The sequence below is a fragment of the Sphaerotilus sp. genome, assembly GCF_013299175.1.
In the GTDB taxonomy this organism is placed as follows: Bacteria; Pseudomonadota; Gammaproteobacteria; order Burkholderiales; family Burkholderiaceae_C; genus Sphaerotilus.
Genome location: NZ_JAAFKF010000039.1, coordinates 1 through 20183, shown reverse-complemented (window position 1 = coordinate 20183; position 20183 = coordinate 1). Strand labels below are relative to the sequence as shown.

The 20183-nt window shown below is 67.7% G+C and carries 18 protein-coding genes; 9 read left to right on the top strand and 9 right to left on the bottom strand.

All coding sequences use genetic code 11. The features are described from left to right. Nucleotides 1-9: 9 nt before the first annotated feature. The 3 genes from pyrF to purB are packed head-to-tail and all read right to left on the bottom strand — an operon-like array spanning nucleotide 10 to nucleotide 3821. Nucleotides 10-834 (bottom strand): orotidine-5'-phosphate decarboxylase, encoded by an 825-nt coding sequence (gene pyrF, locus QZW52_RS08890; protein ID WP_293997523.1) that lies wholly within the window; start codon nucleotides 832-834, stop codon nucleotides 10-12. 45 nt (nucleotides 835-879) lie between these two features. Further along, nucleotides 880-2382 carry an ATP-binding protein gene (locus QZW52_RS08885; RefSeq protein ID WP_293997521.1) on the bottom strand — a complete coding sequence of 501 codons (1503 nt, stop codon included), beginning with the start codon at nucleotides 2380-2382 and terminating at the stop codon, nucleotides 880-882. A 56-nt stretch (nucleotides 2383-2438) separates the two neighbouring features. Beyond that, a complete protein-coding gene (gene purB / locus QZW52_RS08880) occupies nucleotides 2439-3821 on the bottom strand; it encodes an adenylosuccinate lyase (protein ID WP_293997518.1) in 1383 nt (460 codons plus the stop codon). A gap of 228 nt (nucleotides 3822-4049) precedes the next feature. Between purB and QZW52_RS08875 the strand changes: the two genes are divergently transcribed. Continuing rightward, complete coding sequence (locus QZW52_RS08875) at nucleotides 4050-4508, top strand: hypothetical protein (protein WP_293997515.1); 459 nt, start codon at nucleotides 4050-4052, stop codon at nucleotides 4506-4508. Nucleotides 4509-4532: 24 nt separating this feature from the next. On the opposite strand, the gene QZW52_RS08870 is transcribed toward QZW52_RS08875, so the two are convergent. After that, complete coding sequence (locus tag QZW52_RS08870) at nucleotides 4533-5579, bottom strand: AfsR/SARP family transcriptional regulator (RefSeq protein ID WP_293997512.1); 1047 nt, start codon at nucleotides 5577-5579, stop codon at nucleotides 4533-4535. A gap of 206 nt (nucleotides 5580-5785) precedes the next feature. On the opposite strand from QZW52_RS08870, the gene QZW52_RS08865 reads away from it, so the two are divergent. Beyond that, nucleotides 5786-8866: an ATP-binding protein gene (locus QZW52_RS08865; protein ID WP_293997509.1), complete on the top strand. Its 3081-nt coding sequence runs from the start codon at nucleotides 5786-5788 to the stop codon at nucleotides 8864-8866. 29 nt (nucleotides 8867-8895) lie between these two features. Here the strand turns inward: QZW52_RS08865 and QZW52_RS08860 are convergent, their stop codons facing one another. Beyond that, on the bottom strand, nucleotides 8896-9768 hold the full coding sequence (locus QZW52_RS08860) for a DUF7092 domain-containing protein (RefSeq protein ID WP_293997507.1): 873 nt from the start codon (nucleotides 9766-9768) through the stop codon (nucleotides 8896-8898). Between the two features lie 225 nt (nucleotides 9769-9993). Here QZW52_RS08860 and QZW52_RS08855 point away from each other — a divergent pair, with 225 nt between their 5' ends. Genes QZW52_RS08855 through QZW52_RS08825 form a run of 7 tightly spaced genes read left to right on the top strand, consistent with a single transcriptional unit; the run spans nucleotide 9994 to nucleotide 16855 of the window. Further along, a complete protein-coding gene (locus QZW52_RS08855; protein ID WP_293997504.1) occupies nucleotides 9994-11034 on the top strand; it encodes an SPFH domain-containing protein in 1041 nt (346 codons plus the stop codon). A 16-nt stretch (nucleotides 11035-11050) separates the two neighbouring features. Beyond that, entirely contained in the window at nucleotides 11051-12685 is a 1635-nt protein-coding gene (locus tag QZW52_RS08850) for a DUF4178 domain-containing protein (RefSeq protein WP_293997501.1), read from the top strand. Between the two features lie 38 nt (nucleotides 12686-12723). After that, nucleotides 12724-12939 carry a DUF350 domain-containing protein gene (locus QZW52_RS08845; protein ID WP_293997499.1) on the top strand — a complete coding sequence of 72 codons (216 nt, stop codon included), beginning with the start codon at nucleotides 12724-12726 and terminating at the stop codon, nucleotides 12937-12939. A 55-nt stretch (nucleotides 12940-12994) separates the two neighbouring features. Next, nucleotides 12995-13243 carry a type II toxin-antitoxin system Phd/YefM family antitoxin gene (locus QZW52_RS08840; protein ID WP_293997496.1) on the top strand — a complete coding sequence of 83 codons (249 nt, stop codon included), beginning with the start codon at nucleotides 12995-12997 and terminating at the stop codon, nucleotides 13241-13243. After that, a complete protein-coding gene (locus QZW52_RS08835; protein WP_293997493.1) occupies nucleotides 13243-13620 on the top strand; it encodes a type II toxin-antitoxin system VapC family toxin in 378 nt (125 codons plus the stop codon). Before QZW52_RS08840 ends, QZW52_RS08835 begins: the two co-directional genes overlap by 1 nt. Further along, complete coding sequence (locus QZW52_RS08830) at nucleotides 13620-15236, top strand: polyamine aminopropyltransferase (RefSeq protein ID WP_293997489.1); 1617 nt, start codon at nucleotides 13620-13622, stop codon at nucleotides 15234-15236. Before QZW52_RS08835 ends, QZW52_RS08830 begins: the two co-directional genes overlap by 1 nt. Beyond that, nucleotides 15233-16855 carry an FAD-dependent oxidoreductase gene (locus tag QZW52_RS08825; protein ID WP_293997486.1) on the top strand — a complete coding sequence of 541 codons (1623 nt, stop codon included), beginning with the start codon at nucleotides 15233-15235 and terminating at the stop codon, nucleotides 16853-16855. The genes QZW52_RS08830 and QZW52_RS08825 overlap by 4 nt, the downstream gene beginning before the upstream one ends. On the opposite strand, the gene speD is transcribed toward QZW52_RS08825, so the two are convergent. The 4 genes from speD to QZW52_RS08805 form a co-directional block, all read right to left on the bottom strand. Beyond that, nucleotides 16830-17213, bottom strand: a complete 384-nt coding sequence (gene speD, locus QZW52_RS08820; RefSeq protein WP_293997484.1) for an adenosylmethionine decarboxylase — start codon at nucleotides 17211-17213, stop codon at nucleotides 16830-16832. The genes QZW52_RS08825 and speD overlap by 26 nt on opposite strands. 101 nt (nucleotides 17214-17314) lie before the next feature. Then, complete coding sequence (gene rpsJ, locus QZW52_RS08815) at nucleotides 17315-17626, bottom strand: 30S ribosomal protein S10 (protein WP_110401797.1); 312 nt, start codon at nucleotides 17624-17626, stop codon at nucleotides 17315-17317. Between the two features lie 99 nt (nucleotides 17627-17725). Beyond that, on the bottom strand, nucleotides 17726-18916 hold the full coding sequence (gene tuf / locus QZW52_RS08810) for an elongation factor Tu (RefSeq protein WP_293997479.1): 1191 nt from the start codon (nucleotides 18914-18916) through the stop codon (nucleotides 17726-17728). 162 nt (nucleotides 18917-19078) lie between these two features. Continuing rightward, nucleotides 19079-20183 (bottom strand): elongation factor G (locus tag QZW52_RS08805; RefSeq protein ID WP_293997477.1); only part of this gene is annotated, 1105 nt, incomplete at its 5' end.

Below are 20183 nucleotides of genomic sequence, written 5' to 3'. Positions count from 1 at the left end.
GGAAAAGAGTCAGTTGCGAGCGGCGTTGAGCTGGTCGCGGGTGTCGAGGGCGACGCGGCGGGCTGCATCAGCGAAATCCTCACCGCGGCTGGCGTAGAGCACGGCACGCGAACTGTTGACGACGATCGTGCCCGCCGCGGTCAGACCAGCCTTCACCGTCGCTTCGGCATCCCCACCCTGTGCGCCCACGCCGGGAATCAGCAGCGGCAACGTCGGCGCGATCTCGCGCACGCGGGCGATTTCGGCCGGGAAGGTGGCCCCGACGACGAGGCCGAGCTGGCCGGTCGTGTTCCATTGGCTGTGCGCAAGGTGGGCCAGGTGCTCGAACAGCCGCGGTTGGCCCGGCACATCGGCCAGGCGCTGCATCTGCCAGTCGTTGCCGCCGGGGTTGGACGTGCGGCACAGCAGGATCACGCCCTTGTCCGCGTAGGCGAGGAAGGGTTCGACCGTGTCGCGGCCCATGAACGGCGACAGCGTGACCGCATCGGCCCGGTAGCGCACGAAGGCTTCACGGGCGTACTGCTCGGCGGTCGAGCCGATGTCGCCGCGCTTGGCGTCGAGGATCACCGGCACGTCGGGTGCCACGGCCTTGATGTGCGCCATCAACTGTTCGAGCTGGTCCTCGGCGCGGTGGGCGGCGAAGTAGGCGATCTGCGGCTTGAAGGCGCAGACGAGGTCTTTCGTCGCGTCCACGATGGCGGCGCAGAAGTCGTAGATCCGGTCTGCATCACCGGCCCAGGCGCCGGGGAACTTCGACGGCTCCGGGTCGAGGCCGACGCAGAGGAGGGAGTTGTGCAGGCGCGTGGCGCGGGCGAGCTGGGTGGTGAAGGTCATGGTGACTGCGAATATCGGGATATTGGACGATCTGGACGATCGGGTTCACCGCATCAGCAGCAGGCTGGACAACGGCATGGTGACGATGCGCGGATCATCGCTGTAGGCCGCGTCGTTCTGCGTGATCAGCAATCCGAACGGTGCGTTGTAGACAGATTTTTCGATGAAGGACCGCAAGCCGCGGGTATCACCATGGTCGATGCGGGTGCGGTATTTGATTTCAACGGGTATCCGCTGGTCGCCGACGGTCAAGACGAAATCAACTTCGGGTTCACTGCCACGTTCCGGGAAGTGATGGACGCCGAGATGGATCATCGACTTGAAGAACTGCCCTGCCACGCTTTCAGCGATGTGCCCTGCCAATACGCTCAGATGTGGCGCGGCCTGCAATCCTTGCACGGTCAATGGTATTTGTTCCTGCAGCCACGCCGCGCGCAACGCATGGTCGGACAAGATGATCTTGGCGGCTCCCTTGCGCCTTTTCAGACGCAGCTCCAGCGGCTCGATCAACCGGACCAGCAAGGTGGCGTCGAGAAATTTCAGATACGCAAGGATGCGGGTCCAGCCGATGTTGGCGTCCAGGCCCGTGCGAACCTCGTCCAGATAGCTTTTCTGGGCAGGGGATTGCCCGGCATAGCGACAACTGAGGCGAAAAACCTCTTCCAGCAGCGGCTCATCCCGCCGCCGGCCGCGCTCCCCGACCCGCAGGTCATGCTGAATGGCGCGCCGAACCACAGTTTCCACGAGTTGCGTGGACACCTCGTCCCAGGTGGCTTCTGCATGGGTATGGGCGAGCGGGTAGGCGCCAAACGTGGAGAATGAAGCGAACGCCTCGTCACGCAAGGTCTGGTGCTGGAGGCCGAATGCCTTGAGGCCAAGCCAGAATTCCTTGTTCTTGAGCGGAGCCAGTCCATTGAATGGCAAATAGGGGTCCATGCTGCCGAAGCCCCGAAGCTGTGCAATTTCCCGCAGTAGCAACGGACCCATTTCGATGGTGGACAACCTGCCGGCCAAACTGTCACGCCCGGCTTCGATGCGCAAGGCCGAACTGCCTGTGACGACGGCCCTGACGGGCTGCAGATCCACCAGATGCTTGACCTGCGTGGCCCAGTCGGGAAGATTCTGCACCTCGTCCAGCAGAAAATAGACCGGGCCACCTTGGGACTGTGCAAACGCATTGATGGACGAGTGCAGGATGTTGTCGGCGTACCAGGCGGCCAAGTCCAGAATGGGGCTTTCCAGCTTCTGCAGTTGCGGAATGTCGTCGAATTGGACGCGCAAGATCCTCCTGGGATCGACGCCAGCATCCAGCAAACTGTTGGCAATCTGGTTGAGCGTGGTGGTCTTGCCGACCTGGCGCGTTCCTCGCAGGACGGTGACGGGCGCCAATCCTGCCTTGAGTCCTTTCAGCGTGGGGGCGAAGGCCCACCGATGCGTGCTGGGCACACCGAATTGCCGCTCACCTCGCCACCAAGGATTGGCATCGCGCAACAAGCGTTCCTTCCCCGCAGCGAGAATCCCCGGCAAGCTGAGATTGAGCTGTTTCATGACACCTCTCCTTTGTGTGGTCGCATTCGCAGATGCAGATGCAAGAGCGCGTTCGATCAAATGCGCCGTGCCAACTCCGCCGCCATCCCCGTGTAGCTCCCCGGCGTCATCGCCAGCAGCCGGTCCTTCTCGTGCTGCGGCAGCGCCAGATCGGTGACGAACCCGCGCATCAGCTCGGCCGTCATCGGCTGCCCGCGCGTGAACTTCTTCAGTTGCTCATACGGCTCCGGCAGGCTGTAGCGGCGCATCACCGTCTGGATCGGCTCGGCCAGCACTTCCCACGCGTCATCGAGGTCATTGGCCAGCGCCTCGGCGTTCAGCTCCAGCTTGTCCAGCCCACGCAGCAAACTGTCGTACCCCAGCAGCGCATACCCCAGCGCCACGCCCATGTTGCGCAGCACGGTCGAGTCCGTCAGATCCCGCTGCCAGCGGCTCACCGGCAGCTTCTGCGCCAGGTGGGTCAGCAGCGCACTCGCCAGCCCGAAGTTGCCCTCGGCGTTCTCGAAGTCGATCGGGTTGACCTTGTGCGGCATGGTGGACGAGCCGACCTCGCCTTCCTTGGTCTTCTGCTTGAAAAATCCCAGCGAGATGTAGCCCCACACGTCCCGCGACCAGTCGATCAGGATGGTGTCCACGCGGGTGAAGGCGTCGAACAGCTCGGCCATGTAGTCGTGCGGCTCGATCTGGATCGTGTACGGGTTGAACGTCAGGCCGAGCGCGCCTTCGATCACGCCGCGGCTGAACCCTTCCCAGTCGTGTTCGGGGTAGGCCGACAGGTGGGCGTTGTAGTTGCCGACCGCGCCGTTCATCTTGGCCAGCAGCTTGACCGAGGCGATGCGGGTGCGGGCCGTCTTCAGCCGGGCCACGACGTTGGCAATTTCCTTGCCCACCGTGGTCGGGCTGGCGGTCTGGCCGTGGGTGCGGCTGAGCATGGGCACGCTGGCGAACTGCTGCGCCTGCGCGGTCATCCGGGCGATCACCTTGTCCAGCATCGGCAGCATCACCTCGTCCCGTGCGCTCTTCAGCATCAGCGCGTGGCTGGTGTTGTTGATGTCCTCGCTGGTGCAGGCGAAGTGGACGAACTCGCCGCGGCTTTCCAGCTCCGGGTGCCCGGCGATGCGGCGCTTGATCCAGTACTCGACCGCCTTCACGTCGTGGTTGGTGGTCTTCTCGATGTCCTTGATCGCCTGCGCGTCGGCTTCCTTGAAGTGGATCACCAGCGAGCGCAGCAGGCCGCGACCCGCCTCGGACAGCGCCGGGAACTCGGCAAACCCGGCGTCCGACAGTGCGATGAACCACTCGATCTCGACCTGCACGCGGCGGTGCATCAGGCCGAACTCGCTCAGCAGCGGGCGCAGCGCGGCGACCTTGCCGGCGTAGCGGCCGTCGAGCGGGGACAGGGCGGAGAGGGCGGACAGGGGGAGGCTGGCGTTGTGCATGGCAGATACCGGATTCGGGGAGCAGCTCGGGATTGTAGGTTTGCCGCCCCGCCATCGCCGCGCTGGCGCTTGTCTGCGGCGGACACGCGGATTAAGCGCCGGGCCATGCGCGTGTCCACCGGCGGGCTAAGGCCGCCTGCTTAACGTGCAGGTGTCGGTGCTGCAACGCCGATGTTCCTTCCCTCCGATCCACACCACTGCCACACCACGGCATCCAAGGAGTTCCCCATGGCCACCCCCATCGTCGTTCGTTTCGAGAACAACTACTCCGGTCTGGTCGTCACAGGCGTGACGGGCGAGTATTCGGAAAACCCGCCCCCGGTGTCCAACTCGCAGTTCCTGGTGGACCGCAACGAGGTCGTCGAGGTCCATGTCCACTGGGACACCAGCGGCTCCAACCCGATCGCCCTGCATGCGCTCGACCTCATCGCCGACTGGGAGGGCGAGGCCGTGCTGCACGCGATCAGCCCGTCGGCCGTGACCGCCGCGGTGGTCGGAACGCCGACGGCGTTCGTGGCCGGTGCCGCGTCGATGGCCTTCACCTTCGCGGCCAACACGCTGCAGAACGGCATCTACCGCCTCTACGTGCGCGTGAGCCTGCGCGACAAGCCGGCGCTCGGGGTCCATTACCTGCCGGTCAACATGGTGGGTGAGTCGAACCCGATCCTGGTGTTCGACGCCATCTGATCGTTCTCGCCCAGTCCGGCCCGGTCACACGGGCTGACGTGCCCCGATCCGCCGCATCAACGCCCTCGTCTCGTCGTCCGGTGCCAGACCGAGTCGGCGGACGAGGGCGCGTTCGCAGGTGCGCCACTGCCGCTCGGCGAGCTGCGGCTGGCCGAGCCGGGCGTAGCAGCGCATCACCCGGCGGTGTGCAGTCTCGTTGCACTCGTCGAGCGCGAGGTGGCGCTGACTGGCGCGCACGCAGCCGTGCAGATCGCCCTGGACTTCGCGCAGGTCCGACAGCCGCTCCAGCACCAGGTTGAGCCGGTCGCGCAGCGCCTGCGACTCGGCGATCAGCACCGGCTCGCGCTCGCCCTCTTCGACCAGATCGCTGCGGTAGAGCGCCGCGGCGATCTCGTAGTGGGCGATGGCCTGGAGCGGAGTCCCGGCGAGATCGGCCTGCTCGCCCTGGCGGGCCTGCGCTTCGAACTGCTCCACATCGAGCCAGGTGTCGCCAGCGGTGGTGATCTGGTAGCCCTCGTCGCCGTGGTGCAGCAGGTGCGGATCGCCCAGTTGGCGGCGCACCCGGTGCAGGTTGACGTGGAGGTTGTTGCGTGCTGCGGCCGGATCGGCGTCGGGCCAGAACAACTGGCACAGCCGCGCCCGTGGCACGGGCCGGCGCCGGTGCAGCAGCAGATACACCAGCACGCTGCGCGCCTTGCCATGCGGCAGGGTCGGTGCCAGCGTCGCATCCACCCAGAGCTGCAGCCCGTCGAGCATCTGCACGGTCAGCGCGGCTTGCGCGTGCGTGTCTGCGTTGGCATGGGCATGGGCGTCGGTGGCCGGGAGCGGCAGGGTCTGCGCCGGAGCGGGCGGCCAGTCCGGCATGGACGGTGGCATGGCCGGTCGGGCCGGCGCCACGCTGCCTGCCGCGTCCCCGCGGGACAGGGTGGCATCCCATGCCCCCAGCAGCATCCGCGTGGCGGCGAGGAGGTGGAGCAACCCATCCGGCCCCGCCAGATCGGCCAATGCGGCGGGCAGTGTGTTGACCAGTGGCCCTGGTCGCAGGGGGTTCGCGGGTTGACGTTTGTCCATGGGCAGGAACTGCTGTGCCTTGAACTGTGAACAAAGTCACAAATCGGCGATGCTGGCATTTTTACGTTTTTTCACAGACAACGGTATTCCGCCATGTGCTGCCATGCCGCGGCACGTCCTCAGTTCTGGGGAAGCCGCACGCGGTTCCGCACACGAAATAATGGGCATTCGCAGAACCCCCCAGGCAGTGAAGGTATTGGGACTCCATGCATGACCAGAATCCGCCCATCCGCATGTTCGGCGAGGGACCGCAGCGGCGCTACCTGACGGTCGTGTTCTGTGACCTTTGCGACTCGACACGCCTGAGTGCGGCGATGGAGTCGGAGTGGTACGCGGTGATCCTGGCCGCGCTGCGCCAGACGTACACCGAGGTGCTGACCCGCCACGGCGGCACGGTGGCGCGCATCCAGGGCGACGGGGTGCTGGCGATCTTCGGCTATCCCGCACCGGGCGAGGACGACGCCCGCCGCGCCACGCAGGCGGTGCTGGCGCTGCACGCCGCCGTGCGCCAGATGCCGCCTGGCATGGAGACACATGGCCCGCTGGCGCTGCACTCGGGCATCCACTGCGGGCTGGTGCTGCTGGACGACGGCGATGCGGTGCGCGGCCGTTTCGATCTGCTGGGCCGTGTGCCCAATCTGGCCGCGCGGCTGTGCGAGGTCGCCGGCCGGGACGAGATTCTGGTCAGTGCGGAGGCGCTCGGGCCGGAGTTTCGCTATTTCGAGACCAGCCCGCTGCGCCAGATTCCCGTCAAGGGGCGTGCCGAGTCGATGGCGGCCTACCGTGTTCTGGGCCACGCGGGCGAGTCAGGGCGCCAGCAGGCCCGGCGCCGGCGCAGCCTGCTGCCGTTCGTGGGCCGCCGCGAGGTACTGGAGGGACTGGCGCTGTGCCTGCAGCAGGTCGGCCGGCACGGGGGACTGCGGTGTGTGGCGGTGCTGGGCACGGCCGGCGTGGGCAAGACCCGGCTGGTGCAGGAGTTCCTGTCCCGCCAGACACCCCAGGCTTGCCGCGTGCTGCGGGGGGATTGCGAGAACCCGTTCAGTGCCGAGCCGTTCCAGCCCTTTCTGCAGATGTTGCGCACGCTGTTCGGACTCGCGCATGGGCAGACCTCTGCCCATGCCGCCACCGCGGTCAGGTCTCGGCTGGACGCGATCGGGCCGGCGGTGGCCGCGCACCGGGGGGTGTTGCTGCGGGCACTGTCGCTGCCCGATCCGCAGGCGGGGGCCGGCGCACCGCCGCGCCGGCTGGTGGCCGAGGCGCTGGTCGGTGCGCTGCGGGTGCTGTTGGCGGCGCTGGCTCGCCAGCAGCCGCTGGTGCTGGCGCTGGACGACTGGCAGTGGGCCGACGAAGCCTCGCGCCAGGCGCTGACGGCGGTGCGGGCGCTCGACGATCTGCCCATCCTGGTGCTGGTGGCGGCCCGCGAGCTGGCGCCGTCCGACCTCCATCTGCTGGGCGCCGATCCACTGACCTTGCCGCCGTTCGACGCTGCCGAGGCGGCGCAGGCCGTGCAGCACCTGCTGCCGGACATCGATCCTTTCGAGTCTGCGACCCTGCAGCACTATGCGGGTGGCAATGCGCTGTTCATCGAGGAGCTGTGCCACGCGGTCGCCCAACCGGATGGCGAGCGCACCGCCGGTCGCCCCCATGGCACCGCGGCGTGGCTGGACATCCTGATCGCCTCCCGGCTGGCGCGGCTGCCTGTGGTGCAGATCGGGTTGCTGCAGGCGGCGGCCGTCATCGGCAACGTCGTGCCGGCCTGGCTGCTGGAGGCGGTCACGGGGCGTGGCGCCGACGATCCGCTGGTCCGGGATCTGGCCGGGCTGGACTTCATGTTTCCGGGCGAACGTGCCCAGACCCTGCGCTTCAAGCACGGGCTGACCCGCGACGTGATCTACGACTCGGTCGGCCTGCACCAGCGCCGCGCCATGCACCTGCGCATCGCCCAGGCCATCGAACAGCACCGCCAGCCCGACGACGCGGACGCCTCGCTGGAGCTGCTGGCCCACCACTATGGTGCGGCCGGCCAGTCGGTGCAGGCCAGCCACTTCGCCGAACGCGCGGGGGACAAGGCGCTGGCGGCGTCTTCGCTGGACCGCGCACGCCTGCAGTACCGTGCGGCGTTGTCTGCCCTGGACCAACAGCCGCTGTCGGACGAACGGATCCTGCACTGGATCCAACTGTCACAGCGGCTGGCGCTGGCCTGCGTGTTCGATGCCTCGCGCCACGATCTGACGCTCTGTGTCCGCGCGGTCGCGCTGGCCGAGCAGACCGGCGACACGGCGGCGCAGGCCCGCACGCTGTACTGGTTGGCCTATCTGCACTACGCACTGGGCGAGTCGCGGGCCTGTGTGCTGCAGGGCGAGCGGGCGCTGGCGCTGGCCCGCCAAGTGGGCGACGGGCCGCTGGAGGTGCAGATCTGCGCCACGCTCGGACAGGCGCTGGCGTCGTCGGCGGACTATGCCCCGGCCATGGCGCTGCTGCGTGAGGCGTCGGACATCAAGCGACAGCACCTCTCCGGGCGCGGCACGGCGGTGGGGTTGGCCTACACCCTGACCTGTCTGGCGGCGGTGCAGGGTGATCGCGGCGACTTCGTGCAGGCCAGTGCGCTGTTCGACGAGGCGCTGGAGGTGGTGCGTGACACCGGGCACGAGGTGGGGGCATCGATCCGTGGCTGGCGTGCCGCCGTGCTGTTGTGGCAGGGGCGCTGGGAGGAGGCGCGACAGACGGCGGCCGAGGCCTACCGCATTGGCGAGCAGGTGCGCAGCCTGTTCTCGTTCTCGATGAGCCGTGCGGCCGGCAGCTACGCGCAGTGGCGGCTCGACGGCTCGGACACCGCGCTGCAGGGGGTGCTCGACGCCACGGCCTGGCTGGCGCCGCGGGATGGCGGGTTGTTCGAGTCACTCAACCACGGCTGGCTCGTGGACGGGCTGCTCCGCGCGGGCCGGGTCGGCGAGGCGCGCACCCACGCAGCGCGGGCACTGCAGCGTGGCCGGCGACGCGACTGGCTCGGCGGGGCGATGGCGGCGCGGGCGATGGCCTGGGCCGCGGCGCAAGCGGGGGATCTGCCGCGTGCGGAGCGCGGCCTTGCGCTGGCGCTGCGGGTGGCCGACACCCGCGATTCGGCCCACGAACGGGCCGTGACGCAGTGGACGGCTGCGCGCATCGCACTGCTGTGGGGAGACACCGGCCGCGCCCGACAGTGGCTCGACCCGGCCGAACTGGCGTTCGAGGCGATGGCCATGCCCTGGCATCTGGCCGAGGCCCGCACGCTGCGCACGCAGATGTAGTCCGTGTGCCGTGTGCCGCCGGAGCGGTGTCAGCGCCGGGCGATGCGGCTGGTGATCGGGTTGACACCTGCACTGGTCGGGCTGGTGAAGGGCAGGTTCTGTACCAGCACCGGCCATGCCACCGCCACGGTGGCGCTGAAGTCGTCGAAGGCCACGCCCATCAGCAGCGACACCGGCTGCTGGCGGGCCAGGGTGCGCATCCCCTGGCGCTGCTGCAATTGGCCCAGCTCGGTACACAGGGCGCCCAGCGTGCCGCGGCCAAGCTGCTCGTCGAGCAGCACCACCGTGCCGCCCGGCAGGCCGATGGCGCCCGTGCCGTTGCCGTCACTGCGGCCACGGCGGAATTGCAGGTTCCATGCGGGCAGGCGGGCGTCCGGGCAGACCTGGGCCACGGCTTCGGTGAGCTGCTGGCGCCAGTTCTGCTGCTCTTGCGGCGGCAGTCGGCTGGGCTGGAGCCACTGGGCATCGAGCCGGTCGAGCAGGCGCTGGCCGACGTGGCGGTCGATCTGGCCGGGTACCTGTGGCAGCAGCGACTCGGCCGCCATCGGCAGCCCCGCCCAGACCAGCACGGCGGCGAGCAGGGCCGCACCCGCATGCTGCAGGTGTCGCCAGCGCGGCGGGCGGCTGGTTCGCACCGACCGGCTCCACTCCAGCAGCACCGGATCGGGTCGGCAGTGGAGCAGGGCGCCGTCGGGCAGCTCCAGCAGACAACTGCCGCCGTCATCGGTGCGCGGCCAGTGGATCTGGTGGGCGGGCACCTGCTGGCTGAACCCTTGGCCACGCACCACCAGCCGCTCCCCGACGAGCTGCAGCTCGACGATCTGTGCGGGTTGCGTGCTGCTGCCGAACAGGTCGGCTTGCAGCGTGACTGCGCTGTTGCTCTGCTCCCGGATGGTGTCCATCGCCGGTCTCCCCGCCCCGTGGCGTGCTGGTGTTTTCTATGGATTCACTGTAGCGAGAACGCTTCGGTTTGCCCCTCCCCTGGAGGGTTGAAAAGGTATTGCTGAACATCCGTTTCTGTTACCAGTCGTGGTGTCGCTGGCATCGCGGGTGCCACAGGGGATGTGCCATAGTTCACCCGCTGGTGGCGCACACGGCGGGTGTGTGCCGGTGACGAGGAGCGTGCTGTGGGATTGTTCGACTTCATCAAGAAACAGTTCATCGATGTCATCGAGTGGACCGAGTCCGGCGACGGCACCGTCGCGTGGCGCTACCCGATGGCGGACCAGGAGATCCAGAACGGTGCCGTGCTGACCGTGCGCGAGTCGCAGGTGGCGGTCTTCGTCAACGAGGGCCAGATCGCCGATGTCTTCGGCCCCGGCCGCCACACGCTGACGACGCAGACGCTGCCATTGCTGACCAACCTGAAAAACTGGGACAAGCTGTTCGCATCGCCGTTCAAGAGCGACGTGGTGTTCTTCAGCACCCGCCAGCAGCTCGACCAGCGTTGGGGCACGCAGCAGCCGGTGACGGTCCGCGACAAGGACTTCGGCGTGGTGCGGTTCCGGGCGTTTGGCAACTACGGCTGGCGCGTGGTCGATCCGAGGCTGCTGATGAAGGAGGTCGTCGGCACCCGCGACACGTACACCGTGGCGGACCTCGATGGCCAGTTGCGCGGCTTCATGCTGCAGCACCTCTCCGACGCGGTGGCGCAGTCCGGCGTGGCTTTCCTGGACCTCGCTGCCAACCAGGTCGAGTTCGCCGCGCAGTTGAAGACCGCTACCGCGCCCGAGTTCACCCGCATCGGCCTGGGGCTGGAGACGGTGACGCTGCAGAACGTCTCGCTGCCGGAGGAGCTGCAGAAGATCCTCGACCAGAAGATCGGCATGGGCATGATCGGCCAGAACATGGGCCAGTTCATGCAGTACCAGACCGCGCAGGCGATCCCGAAGTTCGCCGAAAACGCCGGGCAGGGCGGCGGGCTGGCCGGGGACGCGATGGGTCTGGGGGCGGGCATGGCGATGGGCCAGACGATGGCGCAGGCGATGCAGCAGGGGCTTCAACCCCCAGCCGCCGCGGCTGCACCGGTTGCCGCCCCCGTCGTGACCCTCAAGCCCGACGAGATCATGGCCACGCTGGAAAAGCTCGCCGACCTCAAGGCCAAGGGCATCCTCACCGAGGACGAGTTCAGCGCCAAGAAGACCGAGCTGCTGAAGAAGCTGGTCTGACCGACGGGCCGCGACCTTGGCTGACCAGCACAACCCGGGTGCGTACCGCGCCTACCGCGCCGCGTGCCCGAACTGCGGCGCGGCGGTCGAATTCCGCTCTGCCGCGTCGGCCAGCGCGGTGTGCAGCTTCTGCCGCTCGACGCTGGTGCGCGAGGGGGATGCGCTGCGCCGCCTCGGCGAGAGCAGCGAGCTGTTCGACGACCACTCGCCGCTGCAGCTCGGCGCCAGCGGGCAGGTCCAGGGCGCGGCGTTCACGCTGGTCGGCCGCGTGCAGTACGCCTATGCCGACGGGCGCTGGACCGAGTGGCATGCGCTGTTCGACAACGAGCGCAGTGGCTGGTTGTCCGAGGACAACGGCGCTTACGTGCTGGCGTTCGATCGGCCGCTGAAGGACCGCGTTCCGCAGGTCGGCACGCTGTTTCCGGGTCAGAAGGCGCTGATCGATGGTCGGGCGTGGGATGTCGCGTCGGTCACGACGGTGCATGTCCACGCCGCTGAAGGCGAGTTGCCCCGCCCGCCGCTGGCGGCTGGCACGGCGACCAAGGCCGAGTTCGTCATCGCCGACCTGCGCAACGACCAGGACGAGGTTGGCACGCTCGACTACGCCGACGCCGCGCAGCCGCAGTGGTCGATCGGGCGGGCAGTGCGGCTGGCCGAGCTGAAACTGACCGGCCTGCGCGAGGGTGGCAGCGAGAAGAAGCTCGCGGGCCGCAGCCTCGAATGCCCGAGCTGTGGCGCGTCGCTGGAGATTCGGCTCGACAGCACGCAGTCGGTGACGTGCGGGCAGTGCAAGGCGGTGGTCGATGTCTCGCAGGGTGTCGGCACGGATCTGGCTCACTACCAGCAGAACGCCGTCACCGAGCCGCAGATCCCGCTTGGCCGTGTCGGCACGCTCAAGCTCGGCACGCCGCAGCCGCTGGCGTGGCAGGTCGTCGGCTATCTCGAACGCTGCGACCTGCCCGCGCCGGGGGATGGCGACGAGCAGACCTTCTGGCGCGAGTACCTGCTGTTCCACCCGACCGAGGGTTTCGTGTTCCTCGTCGATGCCGAGGACGGCTGGAGCTGGGCCAGGCCGCTGACCGGCGTGCCGGTGGTCAAGGGCGACTCGGCGACGTGGGCCGGTGCGCGGTTCAAGCAGCGTTGGGCCTACCGCGCCAAGACGGTGTACGTGATCGGCGAGTTCTACTGGCGCCTGCGCCGCGACGACGCCGTGCAGGTCACCGACTACGACGGCGAGGGCGCCAACCGCCACAAGCGCCTCGGCCGCGAGCAGACGACCAGCGTGGGGGGCACGGGGGGCAGCGGCAACGGCGAGGTGACGTGGTCCGCGGGCGAGATGCTCGACGCGAAGGTGATCGCCACGGCGTTCGGACTCGACCCGCAGGCGACCGCCGCGCTCAAGCGGGACGCCGCACCGGTCGCTGGCGGCAAGGGTGGCCTCGGCTGCGCGGGGGTGATCATCCTGCTGGTGCTGCTGCTGTTCATCGTGCTGCTGCTCAGCCGCTGCAGCTCGGACAACTGCGACCAGCTCCGCTCCACCTTCGGTGCGGCGAGCGCCGAATACCAGCAATGCCTCAGCAGCCGCAGCCGCTCGTCGAGTTCGGGCGGCTCCTTCGGCGGTTTCAGCAGCGGTGGCGGCGGCCACAAGTAACGCAAGCACTGCACGCAACCCACGCAACGGAGAACCCCATGGACATGCTCAAACCCGATGTCATCCTCGGCTCGATCCTTTACGCCGTGATCGGCGTGGTCGTGCTGTGGGTCAGCTTCGTCGTCATCGACAAGCTCACGCCCTACAAGCTCTGGGACGAGATCGTCGAACACAAGAACGTCGCGCTGGCGATCGTCGTCGGGGCGATGTTCATCGCGATCGGGCAGATCGTGGCGGCGGCGATCCACGGATGAATCAATCTGCTTTAGAGTGAGCAGGCCCGATTTTCATCACCGTTCAGGAGATCCCGTGTCTGCCGTCAATATCCAGTCTGCCAAGTCACGTCTGTCCGAACTGGTCGATCTGGCGGTGTCTGGTCAGGATGTCCTGATTGGCCGGCGCGGTCGGGCCGAGGTTCGGTTGACGTCGGTCGCGCCTTCAAAACCAAAAGTGAGATTTGGCGTGCTCAAGGGCCAGATTCACATCGCGCCGGATTTTGACGCACCACTTTCCCAAGCTGAACTGGCCGCTTTTCATGGCGAACTGGATCGACGCTGATGCGGCTGCTGCTCGATACGCACATCTTTCTGTGGACGGTTTCCGATGACACCCGCCTGCGCCGTGCTGCTCGACACCTGATTGAGCAAGCGGATGAGGTCTACGTTTCGGCTGTGTCCATCTGGGAAGTCGCTATCAAGGTGAGGTTGGGCAAGCTGGAAGCGGACCCCGTGCGCCTGGTCGATGCCATCGCAGACAGCGGATTCATTGAACTGCCTGTCACGGCCCGGCATGGCGCGGTAGTCGCCGGACTGCCTCTGCACCACCATGATCCGTTCGATCGTCTGCTGGTTGCTCAGGCGATCAGTGAGCCGATGTACCTGTTGACCGCTGACGCGTTGCTGCCACCGTACTCCGATCTGGTGCGCCGTATCTGATGCCGGTTCCGGTTGCTGATCCACTGCCTGACCCTGACAGCGGGCAGGCGCAAACGACTTCGCGCATCTCCCCCGCCGAGGTCACCCTCCTCGCCTCGGTCTTCCTGATCGCCGCCTGCGGACTCGTCTACGAACTGGCGGCCGGGGCGCTGGCGAGTTACCTGCTCGGCGACTCGATCCTGCAGTTCTCCACCGTCATCGGCACCTACCTGTTCGCGATGGGCGTCGGGTCGTGGCTGAGCCGCTTCGTCGAGCGGCAGTTGGTCGCGCAGTTCCTCGTCATCGAGCTGCTGGTCGGGCTGGTCGGCGGGCTGATGCCGGCGGCGCTGTTCGTGGCGCACAACGCGCTGCCGGGTTCTGCGCTGGGGTCGTTCCGGGTGCTGCTGTACGGGCTGGTGCTGCTGGTGGGGGCGCTGGTGGGGCTGGAGATCCCGCTGGTGATGCGCATCCTGCAGCGGCAGTTCAGCCAGCGGTATGCGCTCAAGGATCTCGTGTCGCAGGTGCTGACCTTCGACTACCTCGGCGCGCTGGTGGTGGCGCTGGCGTTTCCGCTGCTGCTGGTGCCGCACCTGGGCTTGATCCGCACGGGGCTGGTGTTCGGGCTGCTGAACGCGGGCGTGGCGGTGTGGACGCTGTGGCTGTTCCGGGGGGAGCTGCGCCGGGTGCGGCTGCTGGGGCTGGCCTGTGCGGGAGTGACGGGGGTGCTGCTGTTGGGGCTGGCGGGAGCGGATCGACTGACGACGTGGTCCGAGGACCGTTTCTACGGCGACCGCGTGCTCTACAAGGCGACGAGCGACTACCAGCGCATCGTCGTCACCGGAGGCAGCGCGGGGGTGCGGCTGTTCCTCAACGGCAACCTGCAGTTCCACGAGCGCGACGAGTACCGCTACCACGAGGCGCTGGTGCATCCGGCGATGGCCGCGCACGGGGCGCCGAAGCGGGTGCTGGTGCTTGGTGGCGGCGACGGGCTGGCGGTGCGCGAGGTTCTCAAATACCCGTCGGTCGAGCAGGTCACGCTGGTCGAACTCGACCCGCACATGACCCGGCTGTTCTCGACCGAGCCGCGGCTGGCGGCGCTGAACGCCCATGCGCTGACATCGCCGAAGCTGCGCATCGTCAACGCGGATGCCTTCACCTGGCTGGAGTCGCAAGGCCGGTCGCCGGCGTCCGAGGCGACCTGGGACGTGATCGTCATCGACTTCCCCGACCCGAGCAATTTCGCCATCGGCAAGCTCTACACGACCAGCTTCTACCAGGTCGTCGATCAGCACCTGTCGGCCGGTGGCTACGCCGTCATCCAGACCACCTCGCCGCTGATCGCCCGGCGCAGCTTCTGGACCGTGGTGGCGACGCTGGAGGCGGTCGGGCTGGCGACGACGCCGTACCACGCGCATGTGCCGAGCTTCGGCGAGTGGGGGTTCATCCTCGCCGGGCACCGACCGTGGCGGGCGCCGACCGCGTTGCCGGCGGGCCTGCGCTTCCTGACGCTGGACGGGCTGGCCGCGCTGCAGCAGTTCCCGCCCGACATGGCGCGGGTCGAAGAAGAGCCGAACCGCCTGTCGAACCAGCACCTCGTGCGGGTCTTCGAGGAGGAATGGGGCAAGGTCCACCAATGACCCTGCCCACCCTGCCGGCCCTGCAGCGGCGCGAGTGGCTGGCGCTGATGACCGCATGGGGATTGGCGGGTTGTCGGTCGGACGAGCCACCAGCGTTGGCGGGTGGCTGGGTCGGGGCTTCGGCGGGGCGCGGGCATCGGCTGCGCGAGCTGAAATCCGGTGCGCTGCCGATGCCTGCGGTGCAGCGCCGGGCGTCGGTGCTGGTCGTCGGTGGCGGCGTGGCCGGGCTGGCGGCGGCGCGGGCGCTGGACCGGGCGGGACTCGACGACGCGCATCTGCTGGAGCTGGAGGACGAGGCCGGCGGCAATGCCCGCGGTCACCGGATGGCCGGCATGGACTGCCCGCTCGGGGCGCATTACCTGCCGGTGCCGGGGGAGGCGGCAGGCGAGGTGCGCGAACTGCTGGCCGACTTCGGGCTGGCGCGTGTCGAGCATGGCCGCTGGCTCTGGGACGAGCGCCACCTCTGCCACAGCCCGCAGGAGCGGTTGTTCTTCGAGGGCGCGTGGCACGAGGGGCTGCTGCCGCCGGCCGAACCGGGTTCCGAGACGCTGGCGCAGTACCGGTGTTTCTCCGCGCTGGTCGGGCAGGCGCAGCGCGAGGCCGGTTTCTCGATGCCCGCCCTGCGCACGCCGTGGACCGCCGCCCACACCGCGCTCGAATCCACCACCTTCGCCGACTGGCTGGCCCGCCACCGCCTCGACGACGAGCGGCTGCGCTGGTACCTCGACTACTGCTGCCGCGACGACTACGGCGCCGGCGCGACCACGGTGTCCGCTTGGGCCGGGCTGCACTACTTCGCCAGCCGCCACGGGTTCCATGCACCGGGCGACGAGGAGACCGAGCGCGAGCCGATGCTGACTTGGCCCGAGGGCAATGCGTGGCTGACACGCCGGATGGCCGCGCCGCTGGCCGATCGGCTGCACACGGGGCGGACGGTGCTGCGGGTGGACGAGGGGCGGCACGCGGTCGAGGTGCTGGCATGGAACGAGGCGATCGGGCAGGCTGAACGCTGGACGGCCGAGCGGGTGGTGCTGGCGCTGCCGGTGTTCATCGCGGCGCGGGTGATGGCGACGCCGCCGGCCGCGTTGCACGAAGTCGCCGCGCAGGCCCGCCATGCGCCGTGGCTGGTCGCCAATCTGCACCTGGGGGCCGCGTTATTGGAACGTGTCGGCGCGCCGCCCGCCTGGGACAGCGTGCCTTACGGCGGCACGTCGCTCGGCTATGTCGATGCGATGCACCAGTCGATGCGTCCGCACGCCGGACCAACGGTGCTGACCGCCTACGTGGCGCTGCCGGCGAGCGAGCGGGCCGCGCTGCTGGCCGACGACTGGCGACCGTGGGCACAGCGGGTGATCGCCGACCTGCTGCCGCTGCACCCGGATCTGTCGCAGCAGGTGCGCCGCATCGACCTGATGCGTTACGGCCACGCGATGCGGGTGCCGCTGCCGGGGACACGTTCTTCGCCGGCCCATCAGGCACTGTCCGTGCTGCCGGGCCGCGTGACGCTGGCGCATGCCGATCTGGCCGGTTACTCGGTGTTCGAGGAGGCGTACACGCTGGGCTGGCAGGCCGGGCAGCGGGTGGCGCAGCAGCTCAGGCCGTCACCGCGCCACGGATGACCTCGCGCTGCTCGACCCGCTCGGGCCGGAACAGCGCCTGCATCGCCGCCATCACCTGCCGTGCCTGGTCTGAGTGGTCACCGCTGCGGTTGCAGACGTAGACATCAAGCGTCACGGCGCCCAGCTCCGGCCAAGTGTGCAGCGCCAAATGCGATTCGGCCAGCAGCACCACCCCCGTGACGCCACCGGGTTCATCCGGGGTCTGGCCCGAAAACTGGTGGAACACGGCACCGACGGGCTGCAAACCGGCCTCCACCACGGCCCGCAGCCCGGCCTCGCGCAGCCGCGTGGCGTCGGTCAGCCACACGGGGTCACCGGCACAGGCGTGGAGTTCGGCGCTGAGGTGCAGTCCATTCATGGCGGGTGGGGTGCCGACGAAAAAAAAGCGACCACGGGGGTCGCTTCCTCGGAAGATTCATCCGGGTGTCATCCGACGAGCGGACGATCCCGAAGGAAACATCACTGCAGCTTGATTTCGACGTCCACGCCAGCCGGCAGGTCGAGCTTCATCAGGGCGTCCACCGTCTTGTCGGTCGGGTCCACGATGTCCATCAGGCGCTGGTGGGTGCGGATCTCGAACTGGTCGCGCGAGGTCTTGTTGACGTGCGGCGAACGCAGGATGTCGAAACGCTGCATGCGCGTCGGCAGGGGCACGGGGCCCTTGACGATGGCGCCGGTGCGCTTGGCGGTCTCGACGATTTCCTGGGCCGACTGGTCGATCAGCTTGTAATCGAACGCCTTCAGGCGGATGCGGATCTTTTGCTTTTGCATGACTAGTCCTTCAAAAAGAGCAATGCGGCCCACCGAGGTCGGCCGCGAACAGGAAAGGGCGAGGTACTTTGCAGCACCCCGCCACCGTCACACAAAAGCTCAGGCGATGATCTTGCCGACGACGCCGGCGCCGACGGTGCGACCGCCTTCACGGATGGCGAAGCGCAGACCTTCTTCCATGGCGATCGGGGCGATCAGCTTGACCGTGATCGACACGTTGTCGCCCGGCATGACCATCTCCTTGCCTTCCGGCAGCGAGATCGAGCCCGTCACGTCCGTCGTGCGGAAGTAGAACTGCGGCCGGTAGTTGGCGAAGAACGGCGTGTGGCGGCCGCCCTCGTCCTTGCTCAGCACATAGATCTCGCCCGTGAAGTCCGTGTGCGGCTTGATGCTGCCCGGCTTGCACAGCACTTGGCCGCGCTGCACGTCTTCGCGCTTGGTGCCGCGCAGCAGGATGCCCACGTTGTCGCCCGCTTGACCCTGGTCCAGCAGCTTGCGGAACATTTCCACGCCGGTGCAGGTCGTGACTTGCGTGTCCTTCAGACCCACGATCTCGATCGACTCGCCCACCTTGACGATGCCGCGCTCGATCCGGCCCGTCACCACGGTGCCGCGGCCCGAGATCGAGAACACGTCTTCCACCGGCATCAGGAACGCACCGTCCACCGCACGCTCCGGCGTCGGGATGTACGAATCCAGCGCATCCGCCAGCTTCATGATCGCTTGCTCGCCCAGCGGGCCGAGGTCGCCTTCGAGTGCCAGCTTGGCCGAACCCTTGATGATCGGGGTGTCGTCGCCGGGGAAGTCGTACTTCGACAGCAGCTCGCGCACTTCCATCTCGACCAGCTCCAGCAGCTCCTCGTCGTCCACCATGTCGGCCTTGTTCAGGAACACGATGATGTAAGGAACGCCCACTTGGCGCGACAGCAGGATGTGCTCGCGGGTCTGGGGCATCGGGCCGTCAGCGGCCGAGCACACCAGGATCGCGCCGTCCATCTGCGCCGCACCCGTGATCATGTTCTTCACGTAGTCGGCGTGTCCGGGGCAGTCCACGTGCGCGTAGTGGCGATTGGCGGTCTCGTACTCGACGTGCGCGGTGTTGATCGTGATGCCGCGGGCCTTCTCTTCCGGTGCCGCGTCAATCTGGTCATACGCCTTGGCGGTGCCGCCAAACTTCTTCGACAGCACGGTCGTGATCGCCGCCGTCAGCGTCGTCTTGCCGTGGTCCACGTGACCGATGGTGCCCACGTTCACGTGCGGCTTGGTGCGGACAAACTTTTCCTTGGCCATTTTCTGATCTCCAGATCAAAGAACATTGCCGGTGGACGGTTTAATGTCTCGTGGCAGTCTGGAAGTCCGTTCACCACCGGCAGTGAACGGCAGACCCGCCGAAGACAACAAAAGGAAGGCTGCCACCCGGGGGCGGGTGGCAGCGGGCGGTAGTTTACCGCGTTACTTCGACCGTGCAGTGATGATCTGCTCGGCGACGTTGCGGGGAGCTTCGCTGTAGTGCTTGAACTCCATCGTGTACGTCGCGCGGCCTTGCGTGGCGGAGCGCAGCGAGGTCGAGTAGCCGAACATTTCCGACAGCGGCACTTCGGCCTTGATGACCTTGCCACCGCCCGGGATGTCGTCCATGCCCTGGACCATGCCGCGGCGGCTGGACAGGTCGCCCATCACCGTGCCGGCGTAGTCTTCCGGGGTCTCGACTTCGACGGCCATCATCGGCTCCAGGATCACCGGCTTGGCCTTGCGGCAGCCGTCCTTGAAACCGATCGACGCGGCCATCTTGAAGGCGTTTTCGTTCGAGTCCACGTCGTGGTAGGAACCGAAGGTCAGCGTGACCTTCACGTCCACGATCGGGAAGCCGGCCAGCACGCCGTTCGGCAGCGTGTCGATCAGGCCCTTTTCCACCGCGGGGATGAACTCGCGCGGCACCACGCCGCCCTTGATCGCGTCCACGAACTCGAAGCCCTTGCCCGGCTCCTGCGGCTCGATCGTCAGCACGACGTGGCCGTACTGGCCCTTGCCGCCGGACTGGCGCACGAACTTGCCTTCGACTTCAGTGATCTTGTCGCGGATCGTTTCGCGGTAGGCGACCTGCGGCTTGCCGACGTTGGCTTCCACGCCGAATTCGCGCTTCATGCGATCGACGATGATTTCCAGGTGCAGCTCGCCCATGCCGGAGATGATGGTCTGGCCCGATTCTTCGTCGGTGCGGACGCGGAACGAGGGATCTTCTGCAGCCAGGCGGCCCAGCGCGATGCCCATCTTTTCCTGATCGACCTTGGTCTTCGGCTCGACGGCCTGCGAGATCACCGGCTCCGGGAAGACCATCTTTTCCAGCGTGATGATGGCGTCCGGATCGCACAGGGTCTCGCCCGTGGTCACGAACTTCAGGCCCACGCAGGCGGCGATGTCACCGGCCAGAATTTCCTTGATTTCTTCGCGCTGGTTGGCGTGCATCTGCAGGATGCGGCCGATGCGTTCCTTCTTGCCCTTGATGGGGTTGAAGACGGAAGCGCCCGACTGCAGCACGCCCGAGTACACGCGCACG

Excerpts from the sequence above, each read along its gene's own strand:
- pyrF (WP_293997523.1), bottom strand. The coding sequence starts at position 834 with ATGACCTTCACCACCCAGCTCGCCCGCGCCACGCGCCTGCACAACTCC.
- QZW52_RS08885 (WP_293997521.1), bottom strand. The coding sequence starts at position 2,382 with ATGAAACAGCTCAATCTCAGCTTGCCGGGGATTCTCGCTGCGGGGAAG.
- purB (WP_293997518.1), bottom strand. The coding sequence starts at position 3,821 with ATGCACAACGCCAGCCTCCCCCTGTCCGCCCTCTCCGCCCTGTCCCCG.
- QZW52_RS08875 (WP_293997515.1), top strand. The coding sequence starts at position 4,050 with ATGGCCACCCCCATCGTCGTTCGTTTCGAGAACAACTACTCCGGTCTG.
- QZW52_RS08870 (WP_293997512.1), bottom strand. The coding sequence starts at position 5,579 with ATGGACAAACGTCAACCCGCGAACCCCCTGCGACCAGGGCCACTGGTC.
- QZW52_RS08865 (WP_293997509.1), top strand. The coding sequence starts at position 5,786 with ATGCATGACCAGAATCCGCCCATCCGCATGTTCGGCGAGGGACCGCAG.
- QZW52_RS08860 (WP_293997507.1), bottom strand. The coding sequence starts at position 9,768 with ATGGACACCATCCGGGAGCAGAGCAACAGCGCAGTCACGCTGCAAGCC.
- QZW52_RS08845 (WP_293997499.1), top strand. The coding sequence starts at position 12,724 with ATGGACATGCTCAAACCCGATGTCATCCTCGGCTCGATCCTTTACGCC.
- QZW52_RS08835 (WP_293997493.1), top strand. The coding sequence starts at position 13,243 with ATGCGGCTGCTGCTCGATACGCACATCTTTCTGTGGACGGTTTCCGAT.
- QZW52_RS08830 (WP_293997489.1), top strand. The coding sequence starts at position 13,620 with ATGCCGGTTCCGGTTGCTGATCCACTGCCTGACCCTGACAGCGGGCAG.
- QZW52_RS08825 (WP_293997486.1), top strand. The coding sequence starts at position 15,233 with ATGACCCTGCCCACCCTGCCGGCCCTGCAGCGGCGCGAGTGGCTGGCG.
- speD (WP_293997484.1), bottom strand. The coding sequence starts at position 17,213 with ATGAATGGACTGCACCTCAGCGCCGAACTCCACGCCTGTGCCGGTGAC.
- rpsJ (WP_110401797.1), bottom strand. The coding sequence starts at position 17,626 with ATGCAAAAGCAAAAGATCCGCATCCGCCTGAAGGCGTTCGATTACAAG.
- tuf (WP_293997479.1), bottom strand. The coding sequence starts at position 18,916 with ATGGCCAAGGAAAAGTTTGTCCGCACCAAGCCGCACGTGAACGTGGGC.